Source organism: Pantoea sp. X-Soil-TKNS-1279, from assembly GCF_059730565.1.
On sequence record NZ_AP035948.1, the window covers coordinates 531,928 to 549,627 of the forward strand.

14 protein-coding genes and 1 tRNA gene are annotated in these 17,700 nt (G+C 53.2%); 8 read left to right on the plus strand and 7 right to left on the minus strand.

What is annotated here, in order from left to right; translation table 11 throughout:
- Positions 1-140 precede the first annotated feature (140 nt).
- The 5 genes from AC6I8N_RS02370 to cydC all read left to right on the plus strand — a co-directional run bounded on the left by AC6I8N_RS02370 (position 141) and on the right by cydC (position 8,064).
- A complete protein-coding gene (locus AC6I8N_RS02370) occupies positions 141-752 on the plus strand; it encodes a DUF2913 family protein (RefSeq protein ID WP_497829965.1) in 612 nt (203 codons plus the stop codon).
- 1,398 nt (positions 753-2,150) lie between these two features.
- A complete protein-coding gene (locus tag AC6I8N_RS02375; RefSeq protein WP_021184208.1) occupies positions 2,151-3,593 on the plus strand; it encodes a cytochrome ubiquinol oxidase subunit I in 1,443 nt (480 codons plus the stop codon).
- A gap of 16 nt (positions 3,594-3,609) precedes the next feature.
- Positions 3,610-4,656 carry a cytochrome d ubiquinol oxidase subunit II gene (locus tag AC6I8N_RS02380; RefSeq protein ID WP_021184209.1) on the plus strand — a complete coding sequence of 349 codons (1,047 nt, stop codon included), beginning with the start codon at positions 3,610-3,612 and terminating at the stop codon, positions 4,654-4,656.
- 7 nt (positions 4,657-4,663) lie between these two features.
- Complete coding sequence (gene cydD / locus AC6I8N_RS02385) at positions 4,664-6,424, plus strand: thiol reductant ABC exporter subunit CydD (RefSeq protein WP_497829966.1); 1,761 nt, start codon at positions 4,664-4,666, stop codon at positions 6,422-6,424.
- Entirely contained in the window at positions 6,421-8,064 is a 1,644-nt protein-coding gene (cydC, locus tag AC6I8N_RS02390; RefSeq protein ID WP_497829967.1) for a thiol reductant ABC exporter subunit CydC, read from the plus strand. The genes cydD and cydC overlap by 4 nt, the downstream gene beginning before the upstream one ends.
- Before the next feature lie 167 nt (positions 8,065-8,231).
- Here cydC and AC6I8N_RS02395 read toward each other — a convergent pair whose 3' ends face one another.
- The 7 genes from AC6I8N_RS02395 to aspA all read right to left on the minus strand — a co-directional run bounded on the left by AC6I8N_RS02395 (position 8,232) and on the right by aspA (position 14,526).
- Complete coding sequence (locus AC6I8N_RS02395) at positions 8,232-8,405, minus strand: YlcI/YnfO family protein (protein ID WP_021184212.1); 174 nt, start codon at positions 8,403-8,405, stop codon at positions 8,232-8,234.
- Positions 8,406-8,782: 377 nt separating this feature from the next.
- Positions 8,783-8,858: transfer RNA gene (locus tag AC6I8N_RS02400), tRNA-Phe, on the minus strand.
- Positions 8,859-8,966: 108 nt separating this feature from the next.
- Positions 8,967-9,545, minus strand: coding sequence for a division control transcriptional repressor DicD (gene dicD, locus AC6I8N_RS02405; RefSeq protein WP_021184213.1), 579 nt, complete (start codon positions 9,543-9,545; stop codon positions 8,967-8,969).
- Between the two features lie 65 nt (positions 9,546-9,610).
- Positions 9,611-11,311 (minus strand): protein-disulfide reductase DsbD, encoded by a 1,701-nt coding sequence (locus AC6I8N_RS02410; RefSeq protein ID WP_497829968.1) that lies wholly within the window; start codon positions 11,309-11,311, stop codon positions 9,611-9,613.
- Positions 11,287-11,610, minus strand: coding sequence for a divalent cation tolerance protein CutA (gene cutA, locus AC6I8N_RS02415; protein WP_497829969.1), 324 nt, complete (start codon positions 11,608-11,610; stop codon positions 11,287-11,289). The genes AC6I8N_RS02410 and cutA overlap by 25 nt, the downstream gene beginning before the upstream one ends.
- A 74-nt stretch (positions 11,611-11,684) precedes the next feature.
- The gene (locus tag AC6I8N_RS02420; RefSeq protein WP_208724683.1) at positions 11,685-12,986 is read right to left on the minus strand and encodes an anaerobic C4-dicarboxylate transporter; all 1,302 of its coding nucleotides are present in this window, start codon (positions 12,984-12,986) and stop codon (positions 11,685-11,687) included.
- A gap of 103 nt (positions 12,987-13,089) precedes the next feature.
- Positions 13,090-14,526, minus strand: coding sequence for an aspartate ammonia-lyase (aspA, locus tag AC6I8N_RS02425; protein ID WP_021184217.1), 1,437 nt, complete (start codon positions 14,524-14,526; stop codon positions 13,090-13,092).
- Positions 14,527-14,911: 385 nt separating this feature from the next.
- Here aspA and AC6I8N_RS02430 point away from each other — a divergent pair, with 385 nt between their 5' ends.
- The 3 genes from AC6I8N_RS02430 (at position 14,912) to groL (ending at position 17,552) form a co-directional block, all read left to right on the plus strand.
- Positions 14,912-15,364 (plus strand): FxsA family protein, encoded by a 453-nt coding sequence (locus AC6I8N_RS02430; RefSeq protein WP_021184219.1) that lies wholly within the window; start codon positions 14,912-14,914, stop codon positions 15,362-15,364.
- A 196-nt stretch (positions 15,365-15,560) separates the two neighbouring features.
- Positions 15,561-15,854 carry a co-chaperone GroES gene (locus AC6I8N_RS02435; protein ID WP_021184220.1) on the plus strand — a complete coding sequence of 98 codons (294 nt, stop codon included), beginning with the start codon at positions 15,561-15,563 and terminating at the stop codon, positions 15,852-15,854.
- Positions 15,855-15,902: 48 nt separating this feature from the next.
- Positions 15,903-17,552: a chaperonin GroEL gene (groL, locus tag AC6I8N_RS02440; RefSeq protein WP_021184221.1), complete on the plus strand. Its 1,650-nt coding sequence runs from the start codon at positions 15,903-15,905 to the stop codon at positions 17,550-17,552.
- The last annotated feature ends 148 nt before the right edge of the window (positions 17,553-17,700 follow it).

Here is a 17,700-nt window from a genome sequence, read left to right on the forward strand (position 1 = left end):
AATCTCAGATTATTCTTTAATAATGCCTTTAATAAAGGCAGGACACATCAGAAAGGTGAATGTGTGAGGTTTACATTCCGCCAAAATTGTATTTCACTTGAATCCGCTGGAGTGGCAGTTAATGACATGGAGATGTTGTTGTGAGAACTGAACCGTTGACAGAGAAAACCGGACATTTAGCATGGTGTGCATTGGTGGCTCTGCATGTTGCCAGACTGGATGGATTAGTAGGTTCGGTATCGCAGGAAAATATTTTTCTGATTCGCTGGCTCTCCACGGCACTGAAACAACATCGTTTCCCCCGTGAGGTCGCGCCGGATATTCTCTGGTTACTGAAGCAGGGGCGAACTCTTGGCGCAAGGTCTGAATTGCGCGATAAGCTTGAATATCTCTGGCGTACCTGCAATGGCGTATTACTGGAGCAAAATGACCTGTTCAGACTGACCTATGCTATTGAAACGGCGAAGCAGATGGATTTTACCTTTCATCATCTCAATGATCGGGAATGGTCCGGGCGTAATAGGGTCAGTGCTAATCCGGTGATGGATGCGATTTATTTGTCACGTAGCTCGCTGGATGTCTCATTTAATGAAGACGGCAAGCAAATTGCGCCTTTAATGGTGCGGCTGACAGGAAACACGGCACGACTGGAAAATATCCTTAATCGTTACGGATGGTGCACAGAAAACTGTGCTGATCACCAGATACCTTCTCTTTATCGGTTAGTGGTGCATAGGCCATTGAATCAATAATTCGCTAATTATATTTTCATATGATTGATACCGCATTAGCGCGATAAATCGCGCCGCTGCGAATGGGTGTAAATACGATTGCTTTCCGTAATCCTCTAAAAGACTAACCTAGACAGTTCATCAATCCTGGCCGGATATTCATTTCACGCAAACTAAACTAAGGTATAGTCATAACTACTTTGGTCATTCGTGGAAATGTTATGGCAATCTTTCACCTGTTACATCTGCGCGAAATGCTACGAATGCTGTTCGTTATTTTATGCGTGATTTTGAAGCATTTTACCCATCGCAGTTTATGTTCGAAAATCGTGCTGGCTTGTCTCATCTATGTGGCCCAGGCGCTGCTATGGTGGCCTTAGTTCACCAGGTTGACTGTCACCAACCTCAACCGTAATGGATGAGCTAATCGTGCGCTGGGGTAAAAAAAGGGTTCATGTGAAGCATGAACCCTTTTTCATGACAACTCACCCACGACAGGCCGGATATTTTATCGTCAGAAAATAAAGGATCTGTTGGTAAATTATAGATGTTACTCGTTGGTTATTTTTGTTGTTAATTATCGACTGAAAGGTTATTGATATGACCATTATGATAATGCGGATATCGTTTTTTTTGTGAATTTTATGTACCTTTATATTGATTAAACGTTATCGTACACATTGGAAATTATTATTATCCCGAAGCGGATTGAATTTGTATAAACATCCTTATTAGTCATTTTTTGGTTAACACTGAAAAAACAAAATCTCGTTAACTTGTTGATTTAAGTTGTTATTTTGTGAGTATTTGCGTATTTTTTATTGCCGAATCAGCCGCAATTTGACTTAGAATAGTCAACTGTTTCAATGTTTGATTTTCTTTTAGTTACAGTTGGTTGGTTGATTGATTCATTTTTTGTTTCTTGTGAATGAATATAAGATCTCTTGCAACAGAAAAACGATTTACCCACATTTTTCTTGACAATATGCGGGTGGGGGGGAATATACTGACCCTCATTCGGACTACACAGCTCCTATATTGTGCTTTATCGACAATATAAGCGTCTCGAAACCTGGATCATCTCAAATAAGCAAATTTCAGGTCTTAACGGTAATTTTCTTACCGTCGAGTACTGTTGCGCTTATTTTTAAGCTTCGTCGGCAATTGCCTGGTTGTAAGCATGGCCAACTGGCCAGGCTCGACATGCCATGTACATGTTGGCGGATATTATCCTGTTTCTAATGTGTTTAGCAGGGATATATGCTAACCAGGATGTTTTGGCGTGTAGACTAATCCGATGGTGCGACACCTTTTTCTACACTCCCCGTTCTGACTCTTACCACTTCACCTGCCATGTAAGGGGAAGAGCGTTCGGTTGTCGCTGGCTAATCTGGTCACTTAATAGAAAAGAAGATAGTCATGTTAAGTAACGATCTCACATCGCTGATTACGCGAATCGACTTCGCGTTAATCTCATCAGTACATATCATTTACCCGCCACTGACCATTGGTCTGGCCGCGCTGCTGTTCATTTCTGAACTGATGTGGGTCAGAAAAAATGATGAAAAGTGGTACCGCTTGTGTCGCTTTTTCGAAAAGCTGTTCATCGTCAACTTCGGAGCCGGTGTGGCAACGGGTGTTACGATGGAAATGGCTTTTGGTATCCTGTATGGCCGCTTTTCTCAAGCTGCCGGGCCATTCTTTGGCCAGGTGTTGGGATATGAGACCATCACCGCCTTTATGTATGAAGCCGGTTTTATCGGACTGATGATTTTTGGCTGGGGCAAGATCAGCCGTGGGATGCATCTTTTCGCGACTTTCAACGTCGCCCTCTCCTCAACGCTTTCGGCGATGTGGATTCTGGTCGCTAACTCCTGGATGCAGACGCCAACCGGTGTCGAATACAAGAATGGCATCTTTCATGTGACCGATTGGGTAGCCGCGCTCCTCAATCCGAATGTCAAAAGCGCGTTTCCTCACATGTTGCTGGCCAGCTTCGAGCTGTCGCTCTGCTTCGTGGTCGCGACCTGTGCCTGGTTCGTACTGAAACGCCGCAATGTGGAGCTTTTCCTGCGACCGCTGAAATATGCGCTGGTGTTGCTGGCCGTGGTTTCTGCTGCACAAATCTATATGGGTGATGTGCTGGGCGAGAATACTCTCGAAAACAAACCTGCGGCACTGGCAGCGATGGAAGGGCACTACGACACCTATGATGCAGCAGGTAACGTCAACAGCGCCTGGCATATCATCGGTTGGCCGAATGCCGAAGGAAATGGGCTGGCCTGGTCGATTTCCATCCCGCATGCACTCAGCCTGATTGAAACCAAAACCTGGAATGGCCCGGTGAAAGGCCTGAACAGCTTCCCGAAAGACGAACAGCCGCCTGTGGTGCTGCCTTTCTATGCGTTCCGCGCGATGGCCGGAGCGGGTGGTGCAATTCTGCTGGTCAGCCTGTGGGGTATCTGGCTGATGGCGCGCCGTCGTATGACGGTGGAACTGGCCCCACGTAATACGTTGTTCCTGTTTATCGCGGTTGTGATGGTGGTGCTGCCTTATATCGCGGTAATCGCAGGTTGGTGGACGCGTGAAATTGGTCGTCAGCCGTGGATTGTTAACGGACTGATGCGTACTGAGGACGGTATGAGCGCGATGACGCTTGGCCTGGCAATCTTCTGGCTGGTTGGCTTTGCCATCTTCGAGTCAGCGGTGGTTGCCGGTACGATCTGGTTCCTGGCAAAAGTTGTTCGTCAGGGTCCAGATTTGACCAGCAAGCTGCCGGGTGAAGGCCATGAGCATATCGGCCAGCTCGACCTGCCGCCAGGCGGTCATGCTGACCATCCTGAATACGTAAGACCGGTCTGACGCGGAGAAGAAACCCATGGATATGCTTACTCATACCCAGCAATTTCTGACGATTGCCTGGTGGCTGGCTTTTGGCGTCAGCGTGTTGTTATACATTGCGCTGGATGGCGCAGACCTTGGGGCGGGGATTTTCTCGCTCTTCGTAAGAGATCATGACGAACGCGGCGCAATTATGGCGGCGATGGCCGGCACCTGGGATGCCAACGAAACCTGGCTGATTGTGGCCGGGGGGATCATGTTTGGTACTTTCCCGTTCGTTTACGGTTCGGCTTTTAGCTACCTGATGGTGCCGATGGCGCTGGTGTTATGGGGCATTATGTCCCGTGCTGTGGCGCTGGAGTTCCGTCACCTGGCGTCGCCGTTCTGGCAGCGCTTCTCAGACGGGGTGTTTGGTGTCGCCAGTCTGACCGTGACCTTCTTTGGCGGCATGTGTGTCGGTGCCGTATTGCAGGGATTTGCGCTGGATACCCCGGCGCAGGGCGTGCCGCATTATGCGGGCGGGGCGTTTAACTTTATTTCGCCTTTCTCCATCTGGACCGGCATTTCCTCCTGCGTTGCCATGACCTTCTCCGGTGTGCTGTTTGTGCGTGCACGTTTTGAAAAGTCAGAGCCTATCCGTCAGGATGCTGCCCGCTGGACTGCGACTATTTTCTGGTTAGCGATTGCTGCGGTAGTGATCACCTGGGTGTGGAGCGCGGCGATTTTTGACTGGGCGCGTGCGAAGTGGTTTGGCCCGCACTTCTGGATTTGGGGCCTGTTTGGTCTTATCGCGCTGTTCTGCATTGAGCAGGTGCGTCGTGACACCCTGAAAGACAAAGATTTTGCGGCGATTATGTGGTTCAACGGTGCGGCGCTGATTCTGGGCTTTGGTATGTTGATTACCATGTTCCCGTGGATCGTACCGAATACCTGGACCATTTGGGCTGGTGCCAGCCCGCAGGTTTCCCTGATCACCTTCACCCTGACAATGGGTGGGTTTGTACCAGTCATGATTATGTATAACTGGTACCAGATTTGGGTCTTCCGGGGACGCATCTCCAAACTGGTTGGTTACGGACACTAAACGCATCATGTCGGCTCGTCCTCCCCTTAGTGGCGCAGCCGCTCGCCTGGCGGAACGTTGGCTCTCCAGCCAGCGTCGCCAGGCAGGCGCGCTTTTCTCCCTGTCCGTCACCATGGCAACGCTGAATGCCATCATGATGATTGTCCAGTGCTGGCTGCTGGCATGGTTGATCGACCGGGTTGTCATCGGCGGCAAAGGATTGACCGAACTGTTCCCCGAACTTTGGCTATTGCCTGTCGTGATGATCCTGCGTGCAGGTCTGGACATGCTGCGCCAGGGCTTCGCTTTCGAGAGTGCCGCGCGCATTCGACAGACGTTGCGGGGAACGTTACTGGAACGTATCGCGGCACTGGGTCCAACATGGAGCCAGCAACAGCGCACCGGCAGCATCGCCAGTTCGCTGGGTGAAGGTGTCGAAGCGATCGAAACCTATTTCTCCGCCTTTCTTCCGCAAAAAATCATCATCGGTATCGTGCCTCTGGCGATCCTGGTGGCGCTGTTCCCCGCCGATTGGGTTTCCGGGCTGATTATGTTGATAACGGCCCCCCTGGTTCCGTTATTTATGATCCTGGTCGGCAAGGGTGCCGAAAAAATGAACCTCCGGCAGTGGCATAAGCTCAGCCTGATGAGTGCGCATTTCTTCGATGTGATTTCTGGCCTGACTACCCTGCGCCAATCCAATGCGGCCCGCAGACAGGCGCAGATCATTGCGGTGATTTCCGAAAACTACCGTCAGACGACGATGAAGGTGCTGCGCGTGGCGTTTCTGTCCTCGCTGGTGCTGGAATTTTTCGCGACCATCAGTACCGCGATGGTGGCGGTCTATGTCGGCTTCCGTCTGTATTACGGTGAACTGGCCTTCCTGCCAGGTTTGTTCGCGCTGCTGCTTGCCCCTGAGTTCTTTCGTCCTCTGCGTGATCTGGGGGCACATTATCACGCCCGTATGGATGCCCTGGGCGCGACCGAAGGGCTGTTAGCTATCCTGAATACCGAGCCACCTGCAACGGCACCCAACACGGTGACACCGGTTGGTGCGCCGCAGGAGATTCGTGTTGAAGGGGTGAGTTATCAGCATCAGGAAGGCGGCGGCATTGAGGACATCTCCTTTACGCTGCGCCGGGGTGAAACGCTGGCTATTGTTGGCTCGAGTGGTGCAGGCAAAACCACCCTTGCCAGGCTGCTGTTGCGCTTTATTACCCCGGCAAACGGGCGGATTCTGATTGATGGACAGGATCTCTCCGGATTGGATTTACCCGCGTGGCAAAAGCAAATCGGCTGGCTGCCACAGCGGCCCACGCTGTTTGCCGGTTCGATAGCCGATAACATTTGTCTCGCACATCCCGAAGCCGGGAACCATGAACTGTATGCCGCTGCGCGACTGGCTCAGGCTGCGACCTTTATCGACGCATTACCCACCAGCTACGCCACCCAGGTTGGCGATGGCGGCCAGGGCCTTTCTGGTGGTCAAATCCAGCGCGTGGCGATGGCGCGAGCTGTGCTGACCGCACCACCGGTGCTCATCCTTGATGAGCCGACGGCGGCGCTGGATAGCCACACGGCGCGGCAGATGATGGGCGCGTTGGCCGAGGCGCTGCCTGATTCAGCTCGGTTAGTGATTACTCACGATACCGACGTGGCGGCGATGGCCGACAAGGTTTTGGTGCTGGCACAGGGCAGGGTGATCGAGTCAGGCAAGCCCCAGGATCTGCTGCAAAGTGGCGGTGTGTTTGCCGAGCTTGAACGGCTTCAGAAAGGAGCAACCGCATGAACGACTTACGTCATCTCTTAAGGCTGGCGCGCCCCTGGCGGTGGCGGATGGCGCTCGGTATCGGTCTGTCTGTCGTCGTCATCCTGTCTAACGTCACGCTGCTGGCGCTGTCGGGTTGGTTTATCGCGTCGATGGCGCTGGCCGGTGTCGGGGCACTGACGCTGGAGTTCTTCACACCGGCTGCCGCTATTCGTGGCCTGGCGGTGTTGCGTACCTTTGCTCGCTACCTTGAGCGCCTGGTGACGCACGATGCAACGTTACGGCTGCTGTCAGTGCTGCGTGTCTGGTTTTATCAACGTCTTGAGCCGCTGGCTCCCGCCCGTTTACAGGGTTTCCGTGACGGTGATGTGCTGGCGCGTCTGAGAGCCGATATTGATAGCCTCGACAATTTTTACCTGAGAATTCTGGCTCCGGCGATTGCCGGGCTGATCTCATCGGTCGCCATCCTGGGCGTGCTTTTCTGGTTCTCTCCGGGTGTCGCCGTTATTGATGGCGTGATGTTGTTGCTCGCGGGGGTGATTGTGCCGCTGGCGGTAGCGTCCCGCACTCGGGCAAGTGGTCATGCGGTCGCGGGATTACGCGCGGCGATTCAGGCTGCGTCGACCGATCTGATTCGCGGCCTTGGCGAGTTACAAGTGGCGGGGGCTGTTGCCCGACAGGCCGGACATTTGTCCCTGCTTTCACAAAAGTTGATTGCCGCGCAGCGTCAGCAGGCGTGGACCGGGGCGTCAGGTAGCGCATTGTCGGCCCTGGCAGGCCAGTTGGGTATGTTTTGTGCCTTTATCCTGCTGGTCGGTGCGGGACATGCCGGCGGTATCGCCGGCAATGACATCGTCATGTTGTTATTTGCGGTACTTGCCAGCACCGAAGCGGTGGCGGCATTGCCCACGGCATTTGCCGCGCTGGGCGTCACTCGCGAAGCGGCGCGGCGGATTTTTTCTATGGCGGAACTTACCCCGGCCGTGGTCTTGCCCACGCGCAGTGAAATGCCTGCAACCTTCGACCTGACCTTTTCCGCGGTCACCATGCGTTATGCACCAGAACAACCCGTTGTGCTGGACTCACTCAGCTTTCGGGTTGCGCAAGGTCAGTGCCTGGCGTTGCTGGGGCCCAGTGGGGCAGGTAAAACTACGATTCTTAACCTGATACAGGGTTTTTGGGATTGTGAAAAAGGCGAGGTGTTGATTGGTGGTCATGCGGTAAAAAGCTTATCGGATGAGGTACTGCGACAGATTATCTCGGTGGTTGGACAAAAAACGTATCTGTTTAATGCCTCCATCCGGGACAACCTGCGGCTGGTATCCCCTGATGCGGATGATGCAGCCTTATGGCAGGCTCTCACTCAGGCGTCACTGGCAGAGGAAGTCCGTGCTTTTCCTGCGGGGTTGGATACGTTGGTCGGGGAACTCGGTACCCGGCTTTCCGGTGGTCAGGCACGCAGGATCGCCATCGCCAGAGCCTTTCTGTCGCATGCTCCCGTCATCTTATTAGATGAACCGACAGAAGGATTAGATGCCACCAATACCGACATGGTGCTGAATGCGCTAAAAGAATTGGTGAAAGGAAAAACGACGTTATTGGTGACACACCAAATTCAGCCATTAATTCTGGCAGACAGTCGGCTGGTACTGGAAAGTTAATAAAATAGAAGGTCTGTTATGAGAAAGTTATTTTCCATAACAGACCTTTTTTATTGATGCGAATATCGCAGAAAAGTTCTTTTATCTCTCGCCAATACGTTATGTCTTATTGTTTCTTTTGTCAGTTGCATGGTGGGTGAAATACCCGAGATATTTAAATAATAATTTTATCTTTTAAAATTCTTTTGAATCTCCCGCACCTTAAGACGACAGGCATCCACGACCCAGGCCGAGAAGTTCTGGCTGTTTTCACTGTTCATGCTTTCTTCAATCTGGTCGAGCAGCGTATGAGAGAAGCGGATGTGTTTGCGACGGGTTTTGGAATTTGTCATTTTGTCCATATTTGTCCCCTGTAAAATTATCAAAATCTATAAAGGTGGCTGAAAGGTAGAATAATATTTCTCTCAGGCGGTTTCTGTAGAAAAGCGATCAGCAGGTGAACTTTGATACTTTTCCGAACCGTATAATTTTCCTGATGTGAAATACCAGATTACCAGAAAATGGGTGACTCCGTAGTTATTTCAATGCGCGGATATTGGGATTATTCCCAGCGAGATGTTGAGTCATGAATATTACGGAAGCGATAATAATGCTATAGAAATTTTCAGAATATGGGTACTGAAAGGAAGGGCATTTCATTTACAAAGCGTTAGTTAATGTAAAAACGACCGGAAGCCAAAAAGCAAAAACCCAGCCATTGGCTGGGTTCTCTGAATTTTGGTGCCCGAACCCGGAATCGAACCAGGGACACGGGGATTTTCAATCCCCTGCTCTACCGACTGAGCTATTCGGGCAACGGGGCGCATTAAACCCTAATGGCTCACGGTCGTCAACGGCTTTCGCGAAAAAACCGCAGGAAACGTGATTGATTGCCTGCTTTTCATGCAGAACCGCCAAAATGGCTACGCGAGCGCTCCATTTTTACGGCACAGCGCGATGCTAAGCACATCTTCGGCCAGACGGCGCGCCATCGCAACATCCTGCACGTTGCGCTTCACCAGCAGCTTGCTCAGGCAACCCTCCAGAATCAATTCCATCTGATCTGCCACCATTGTCGGGTTATCCAGCTCAAGATTAACCAGAATATCGTGGGTAAATTGCCAGGAGGCGCGTTTTTGCTGTTCTGCCAGTTGATGGACGGGTTGATCCGGCTGCGGATAGAAGCTACAGGCGGCGATAAACAGGCAACCGGGGAAGCGACCTTTGCTGACATGTTCCGCCAGTACCTCATAGCGCGCCAGCAGCTTCTCTGCGCCGCTCAGACGTTCGTTGAGTTGAATCTGGCGTCGCCAGCTATCAATCTGCTGACCGTGATAGCGCAGGGCGTCATACAGCAGGGCATCGCGGTCCGGCCAGAAGCGTTCCAGCTGTTGGGGTGCCAGTTCGCTGTCTCCGGCCAGTTGTTGCAGGGACGTGGTGGCGGCGAGGCCGCGTTGTTCAAGCACATTCAACGCATGCTCGAGTATCTGTTCACGTTGCAAGTGACTCTCCTCTGGTATGCGGCCCGTCCGGCAATCGGACGGGGTGTGTCTTGCTCCAGTGTCGTTTAACGCGGCAGATTGTGCAAATGCGCGCGGAATTCGTCGGCGTTAAGGAAACCGGTCACGCGCGAGTCAGGAATCTCTTTACCTTGCGCGTCGAAGAACAGAATGGTTGGCAGGCCCAGTACCTGTAAATGCTGCAACAGGGCGTTATCCTGAGCGTTGTTGGCGGTGACGTTCGCCTGCAACAGCTGCACCTGGCTCAGGGCGCTGCGCACCTGTGCGTCGCTGAAGGTGTACTTCTCAAACTCTTTGCAGGCGACGCACCAGTCGGCGTACAGGTCGACCATAGTCATGCGCCCCTGTGCCTGTTGCAGCGCCGTATCGAGCTGCTGGCTGCTGGCAATGGGTTGGAAGGGCAGATGGGCGACGGTTTGCTCCGGGTTATCGACACCAAACGCCCAGTCCTGCAATGGACGCGCCACCACCACCGCAGCCACCAACATCACCACCTGTACCACACGTCCTTTGCCCTGTAGCCCCAGGCTAAGGCGAAACGCCCAGGCAAAGAATGCCACGCCGAGCAGGCTCCACAGGCGCATGCCCCAAAGATCGCCTATTACGCGTTCCAACAGGAAAACCGGCAGTGCGAGGATCACAAAACCAAAACCTTCTTTGACGCTATGCATCCACGGGCCGCTTTTCGGCAGCAGCTTGTTGCCGAACAGCGTCACGGCAATCAGTGGCAACCCCATACCAAAAGCGTACAGCCACAGGGTACCCGCACCGGCCAGCAGATTGCCGCTCTGGGCGATATACAACAGGATCGCGCTGAGCGGCGCGGTGGTGCAGGGGGAACAGATCAAACCCGCCAGCGCACCCATCGCAAATACGCCAGGCAACGATCCTCCCTGATGGCGGTTACTCCACAGCGTCAGACGTGTTTGCAGACTGGCGGGCAGTTGCAGGGTGAACAGGCCAAACATCGACAGCGCCAGAGCGATGAACAGCACCGAGAGGCCAATCAATACATAGGGATGCTGTAACGCCGCCTGAAAGCGTAACCCCGCAGCCGCAACCACCACGCCAAGCAAGGTGTAGGTCAGCGCCATACCCTGTACGTAGACCATCGCCAGCGCGAACAGACGACCGAGGGAAAAGCGTCGCGGGCCGCCAAGGATAATGCTGGAGATCAGCGGATACATCGGCAGTACACAGGGGGTAAAGGCAACACCAATGCCAATCAGCAACGCCCACAACGGCGAGAACGGCAGCGGGGTGCTACGGTTGTCCGGTTGAGCGCTTACCGCGGGCGTGGCGTTATTAGCGGCGACGGCGTTAAGTGGGACGGAGCGGGTTTCGGGTGGATAACAAAAGCCCGCGGCGGCACAGCCCTGATAGGTTACCGTCAGAGTGGCCCCTTGATCGGCCTGATGGATGATGACCGGCAGTTGTAAATCCTGCGGATAGATTTCACTTTTACCGTAGAACTCATCCTCGTGCGCTTGTCCTGGCGGCAATGTCAGCGGCGCTATTTGCGCTTTTTGCGGCATAACCTGGATTTTCTGGCGATAAAGGTAATAGCCGGATTTCACTTTCCAGCTCAACGTTAATTGATTGCCTTGCTGGCTAAAATCGAAGCCGAAAGCCTGGTCAACCGGTACGAAGCGGCTGTTGTTATTGGGCGAAAAGATTGATGCCTGAGCCGACAGGCTGATAAACAGCGCCAGGCAGAGGCCGATCAGGCGAGAGATGCGTGCAGCCATGACAAGTATTCACTGTCTCCATGTTGTACCGGCAACGCCAGTAGTTCCGGCACATCATAAGGATGCGCCGCTTTAAGCAGATCCATTAGCGCCTGCTGATGTTGTGTATCGCTTTTCAGTAACATCTGGACTTCACTGGACTGCTCCAGTTTTCCTTCCCAGACATAAAACGATGTGGCACCGGGCAGTAGCGTAACGCAGGCGGCCAGTTTCGCGGCCAGCGCACTGGCGGCCAGTTGCCTGGCACAAGTCTGGTCCGGGGCAGTGCACAACACAATAACTGCTGAATGGGTGTGCATCAGAAGGCTCCGCTGACGAAAGGGGTGATGATAACACGACCAGATAAACGCAGGGTTTACAGGATGTAACCAGGCTACAGGATCAGGCCACCCAGCAGGAAACCAAACAGCACCGACAGCACAATCGCCAGCACGCCGGGTACAATAAAAGAATGATTAAACACATACTTACCGATGCGTGTTGAGCCAGTGTCGTCCATCTCTACCGCCGCCAACAACGTCGGATAGGTAGGCAGTACAAACAGGGCGGAAACCGCAGCGAATGAGGCAATTGCCGCATGGGGTGATACGCCCAGCAACAGCGCCGCGGGCATTAGCGCTTTGGTGGTCGCGGCTTGTGAATAGAGCAGGGTGGCAGCAAAGAACAGCACCAGCGCCAGCAACCACGGGTAGCTTTGCAGCATATCCCCGGCCAGCGTCTGGATCGTGTCGAGGTGCGCTTTAACAAAGGTATCTCCCAGCCAGGCCACACCCATGACGCAGATACAGGCGCTCATGCCCGACTTGAAGGTACTGGCGCTGAGAATTTCACCGGTATCGATTTTGCAGGTCAGGCAGATAAGCGTCGCGATGGTGAGCATAAACACCACGATTGCCTCGTTGCGCGGCAGTACCGGGTTGGCTATCAAACCCACGCTATCGCTGATCGCGGTGGCATACAGCACCACCGCCGCAATACCCACCAGGAACAGCGCCACCGAGCGTTTGGCTCCCGGCTTGAGATTAAACACCTGGGCGCCACGTAACGTCACTTCACCCTTTGCCAACCGGGCCTGATAAACGTCGTCGTCTTTCAATTCCTTACCGAGGAAATTGGTGACGATGGCGGCACAGAAGATCGCCAGCATGGTTGAGGGCAGCGCTACGCCGAGCAGGGCCAGATAACTGACTCCGCGTGGTTCCAGCAGCGAGGCGAAAAACACCACCGCAGCGGAGATCGGTGAGGCGGTGATGGCAATTTGCGACGCCACGACGGCGATGGAGAGCGGGCGTGAAGGCCGCACACCTTGTTCTTTGGCGACTTCGGCGATCACCGGCAGAGTGGAAAAAGCGGTATGGCCAGTACCGGCCAGCAATGTCATTACATAAGTGACCAGAGGGGCGAGGAAGGTGACGTAACGTGGATGGCGGCGCAGCAGGCGTTCAGCGAGACTGACGAGATAATCCATACCGCCCGCCACTTGCATGGCCGCAATGGCGGCGATCACCGCCATGATGATTTCAATCACATCAAAAGGAATCGCGCCGGGTTTCATGCCGCAAAATAGCGTCAGGACCAGCACACCCAGCCCACCGGCAAAACCAATGCCGATGCCGCCCAGACGGGCACCCAACCAGATCGCCAGCAACACGATCATTAATTCAACCACGACCATCTTTTCACTCCCTGAAACGCGACATTCCTTAGTTGTAGTCGCCAAAAAAAAACACGCCCGCATTCTATACGGGCGTGCTTGCGACAACGTGATCCAGAACGGGTTATTGTTCGTTTTCGTCGGTGTAGCGTTTGGCTTTGTAGGCCGGGAACATCAGGTTCTGAATGGAGAAGATGTCGTCCAGCTCGGCTTCGGTCAGCAGGCCACGCTCCAACACCACTTCACGTACGCTCTTGCCGGTTTCGGCACAAATCTTACCGACGATGTCACCGTTGTGGTGACCAATGTACGGGTTGAGATAGGTGACGATACCGATCGAGTTGAACACGTAGGCTTCACACACCGCTTTGTTGGCGGTGATGCCGTTGACGCATTTCTCCAGCAGGTTGTAGCAGGCGTTAGTCAGGATGCTGATGGATTCAAACAGCGCCTGGCCGATTACCGGCTCCATCACGTTGAGCTGCAACTGCCCGGCTTCGGCGGCCATCGTCACCGTAGTGTCGTTGCCGATGACCTTGAAGCACACCTGGTTCACCACTTCCGGCACCACCGGGTTAACTTTGGCGGGCATGATGGAAGAACCTGCCTGCAATTCCGGCAGGTTGATTTCGTTCAGACCTGCGCGTGGACCTGAGGAGAGCAGGCGCAGGTCGTTACAGATTTTCGACAGTTTCACCGCCAGGCGTTTCAGCGATGAATGCACCATCACGTAGGCACCGCAGTCGGAAGTGGCTTCAATCAGGTCTTCCGCCGGGACCACCGGCAGGTTGCTGACTTCAGCCAGACGTTGTACCGCCAGATGTTGGTAGCCGTCCGGCGTGTTGAGACGCGTACCAATCGCGGTCGCACCGAGGTTCACTTCCAGCAGCAGTTCTGCGGTGCGCAGAATGCTACGCGTCTCCTCGTTCAACAATACGTTGAAGGCGTGGAATTCCTGACCAAGTGTCATTGGTACCGCATCCTGCAACTGGGTGCGGCCCATCTTCAGGATGTTCTCGAATTCCACCGCTTTGCGCTGGAAGCCTTCACCCAGTTGGTTGATGGCGTCGATCAGTTTGAGAATCGAGGTATAAACGGCGATACGGAAGCCGGTGGGATAAGCGTCATTGGTGGACTGACACTTGTTCACATGGTCGTTCGGATTGAGGTATTGATATTCACCTTTGTGGTGACCCATCAGCTCCAGACCGATGTTAGCCAGCACTTCGTTGGTGTTCATGTTGACCGAGGTACCCGCGCCGCCCTGATAGACGTCAACCGGGAATTGATCCATGCACTTACCGTTGTTCAGTACCTCATCACAGGCCTGAATAATGGTGTTAGCAATATTGCGGGGAATTGTTTGCAGCTCTTTGTTTGCCAGGGCGGCTGCTTTCTTCACCATCACCATACCGCGAACGAATTCAGGTATGTCGCTGATTTTGCTATTACTAATATAGAAGTTCTCAATCGCACGCAGAGTGTGAACACCATAGTAGGCGTCGGCCGGAACTTCACGCATGCCTAACAGGTCTTCTTCGATACGAATGTTGTTCGCCATGATTACCTTCTTATTATGGCTGCTGAGTGGCTGCCGGACGCACTCTGAGGCGATCAGAGGAGGACGGCGAGACACATGCAGGTGATGCAATTATATTGTCGTGGAATACCAGCGCCGACATTTTATCCATCTTCGGTCTGGCGAGCACGATCATATTCTGTCATTACAGAAAAGCCTGTGCACAGATCACTTTACGGGCTTTTGCTGGCGCTACGCTAATAACGATATGTGATGTTTCTCACAATTTTAAGTCAGCCGGAAAAATTTGGCAGGATCGGTTGAAATCACTCCCCGGAATGACCATCTCTTTCATTACGGTCCCTTTGACCATCCCATTCTGCTGTCTGGCCTGAAGCGAGGCAGCCACAACTCACAGGAGATATCGGTGCGCTGGTTACCGTTTGTGATTTTTTTTGTTCTGGCCTGGATTGAAATCACGCTTTTCATCAAGGTCGCGCATGTGCTGGGCGTTCTGCTCACCATGCTGCTGGTGATTTTCACCTCATGTATTGGTGTCTCGCTGGTGAAAAATCAGGGCGTAAGAAACTTCATGCTGATGCAGGAGAAAATGGCGCGTAATGAAAGCCCGGCGGCAGAGATGATCAAAAGCGTTTCGCTGATCATCTCCGGTTTTTTGCTGCTGCTTCCCGGCTTTTTTACCGATTTTCTCGGACTGTTGTTGCTGCTGCCACCGGTGCAAAAGCACCTGACGCTGAAGCTGATGCCGCATCTGCGCGTCTGGCGTGGGCCGGGAGCAGGACCGGACAGTGGCTTTACCGTTGATGGCGAATACGAGCGCAAAAATAACGATCGTATCGGTCACGACAAAGACCAGTGATTTTCTCAAGGCGGCGTGAGCCGCCTTTTTGCTGGGTTTTTCGTCGTCTGTTACAAAAACGAAAATTTTTTCTGTTTTCCCCCTTGAAAGCCTTCTTATTAGCCCTAATCTCTTCCTCCACGAGGCCGGAAGCCATGAAGCCCGGCGTTCAACCCCTAAAACTGAATGATTGGACTTTCTAAAGGAGAGCTATCACATGTCAATTCGTCCGTTACATGATCGCGTGATCGTCAAGCGTAAAGAAGTTGAAGCAAAATCAGCTGGCGGCATCGTTCTGACCGGTTCTGCGGCAGGCAAATCTACTCGCGGCGAAGTGGTTGCAGTAGGTAAAGGCCGTATCCTGGAAAACGGCAACATCCTGCCACTGGACGTTAAAGTGGGCGACGTGGTGATTTTCAACGAAGGTTACGGCGCAAAAACTGAGAAGATCGACAACGAAGAAGTTCTGATCATCTCTGAAAACGACATTCTGGCGATTGTCGAAGCGTAATTTTTACGCGTAATTCACTGAACGAAACGAATTTAAGGGATATTTGAAATGGCAGCTAAAGACGTAAAATTCGGTAATGACGCACGCGTAAAAATGTTGCGTGGCGTGAACGTACTGGCAGATGCAGTAAAAGTTACCCTGGGCCCGAAAGGCCGTAACGTGGTTCTGGATAAATCTTTTGGTGCACCGACCATCACTAAAGATGGTGTTTCTGTAGCGCGTGAAATCGAGCTGGAAGACAAGTTCGAAAACATGGGCGCGCAGATGGTGAAAGAAGTGGCCTCTAAAGCGAACGACGCAGCAGGCGACGGCACCACCACCGCAACCGTACTGGCACAGGCTATCGTTAACGAAGGTCTGAAAGCTGTTGCGGCTGGCATGAACCCGATGGACCTGAAGCGCGGTATCGACAAAGCCGTTGTCGCCGCTGTTGAACAGCTGAAAGCGCTGTCAGTTCCGTGCTCTGACTCTAAAGCTATTGCTCAGGTTGGTACCATTTCTGCCAACTCCGATGAAAGCGTCGGTACCCTGATCGCTCAGGCGATGGAAAAAGTGGGTAAAGAAGGCGTTATCACCGTTGAAGAAGGTACCGGTCTGCAAGACGAGCTGGACGTAGTTGAAGGTATGCAGTTTGACCGCGGTTACCTCTCTCCGTACTTCATCAACAAGCCGGAAACCGGTGCTGTTGAGCTGGAAAGCCCGTTCATCCTGCTGGCTGACAAGAAAATCTCTAACATCCGCGAAATGCTGCCGGTGCTGGAAGCCGTTGCTAAAGCTGGCAAACCGCTGCTGATCATCGCAGAAGACGTGGAAGGCGAAGCGCTGGCGACGCTGGTGGTTAACACCATGCGCGGTATCGTGAAAGTGGCTGCGGTTAAAGCACCGGGCTTCGGCGACCGTCGTAAAGCGATGCTTCAGGATATCGCTATCCTGACTGGCGGTACCGTTATCTCTGAAGAGATCGGTATGGAGCTGGAAAAAGCAGCTCTGGAAGACCTGGGCCAGGCAAAACGCGTCGTAATCAACAAAGACACCACCACCATCATCGACGGTGTGGGCGACGAAGGTGCTATTTCTGGTCGCGTGACCCAGATTCGTCAGCAGATCGAAGAAGCGACCTCTGACTACGACAAAGAAAAACTGCAGGAGCGCGTAGCGAAACTGGCAGGCGGCGTGGCCGTACTGAAAGTTGGCGCAGCAACTGAAGTTGAAATGAAAGAGAAGAAAGCCCGCGTTGAAGATGCCCTGCACGCAACCCGTGCTGCGGTAGAAGAAGGCGTGGTTGCTGGTGGTGGCGTGGCGCTGGTGCGCGTTGCTGCGAAACTGACTGAGCTGAAAGGCCAGAACGAAGATCAGAACGTCGGTATCAAAGTTGCGCTGCGCGCAATGGAAGCACCGCTGCGTCAGATCGTATCTAACGCCGGTGAAGAACCGTCTGTGGTTGCCAACAACGTGAAAGCGGGCGACGGTAACTACGGTTACAACGCGCAGACTGAAGAGTACGGCAACATGATCGACTTCGGTATCCTGGATCCGACCAAAGTAACCCGTTCTGCTCTGCAGTACGCGGCTTCTGTGGCTGGCCTGATGATCACCACCGAATGTATGGTCACTGACCTGCCGAAAGGCGATGCACCTGACTTAGGTGCTGGCGCTGGCGGCATGGGTGGCATGGGCGGTATGGGCGGCATGATGTAATCGCCGTTGACTGCTTAAGTCATCTGAGAACCCCTGATCGGCAACGGTCAGGGGTTTTTCTTTTGCTGGCGAAAGGGTATAAGTAAGGGCGCAATACTTCGGCTTCGCGGGTTAGGGCAATGAATGTTCAGAAAAAATATGCGCTTTT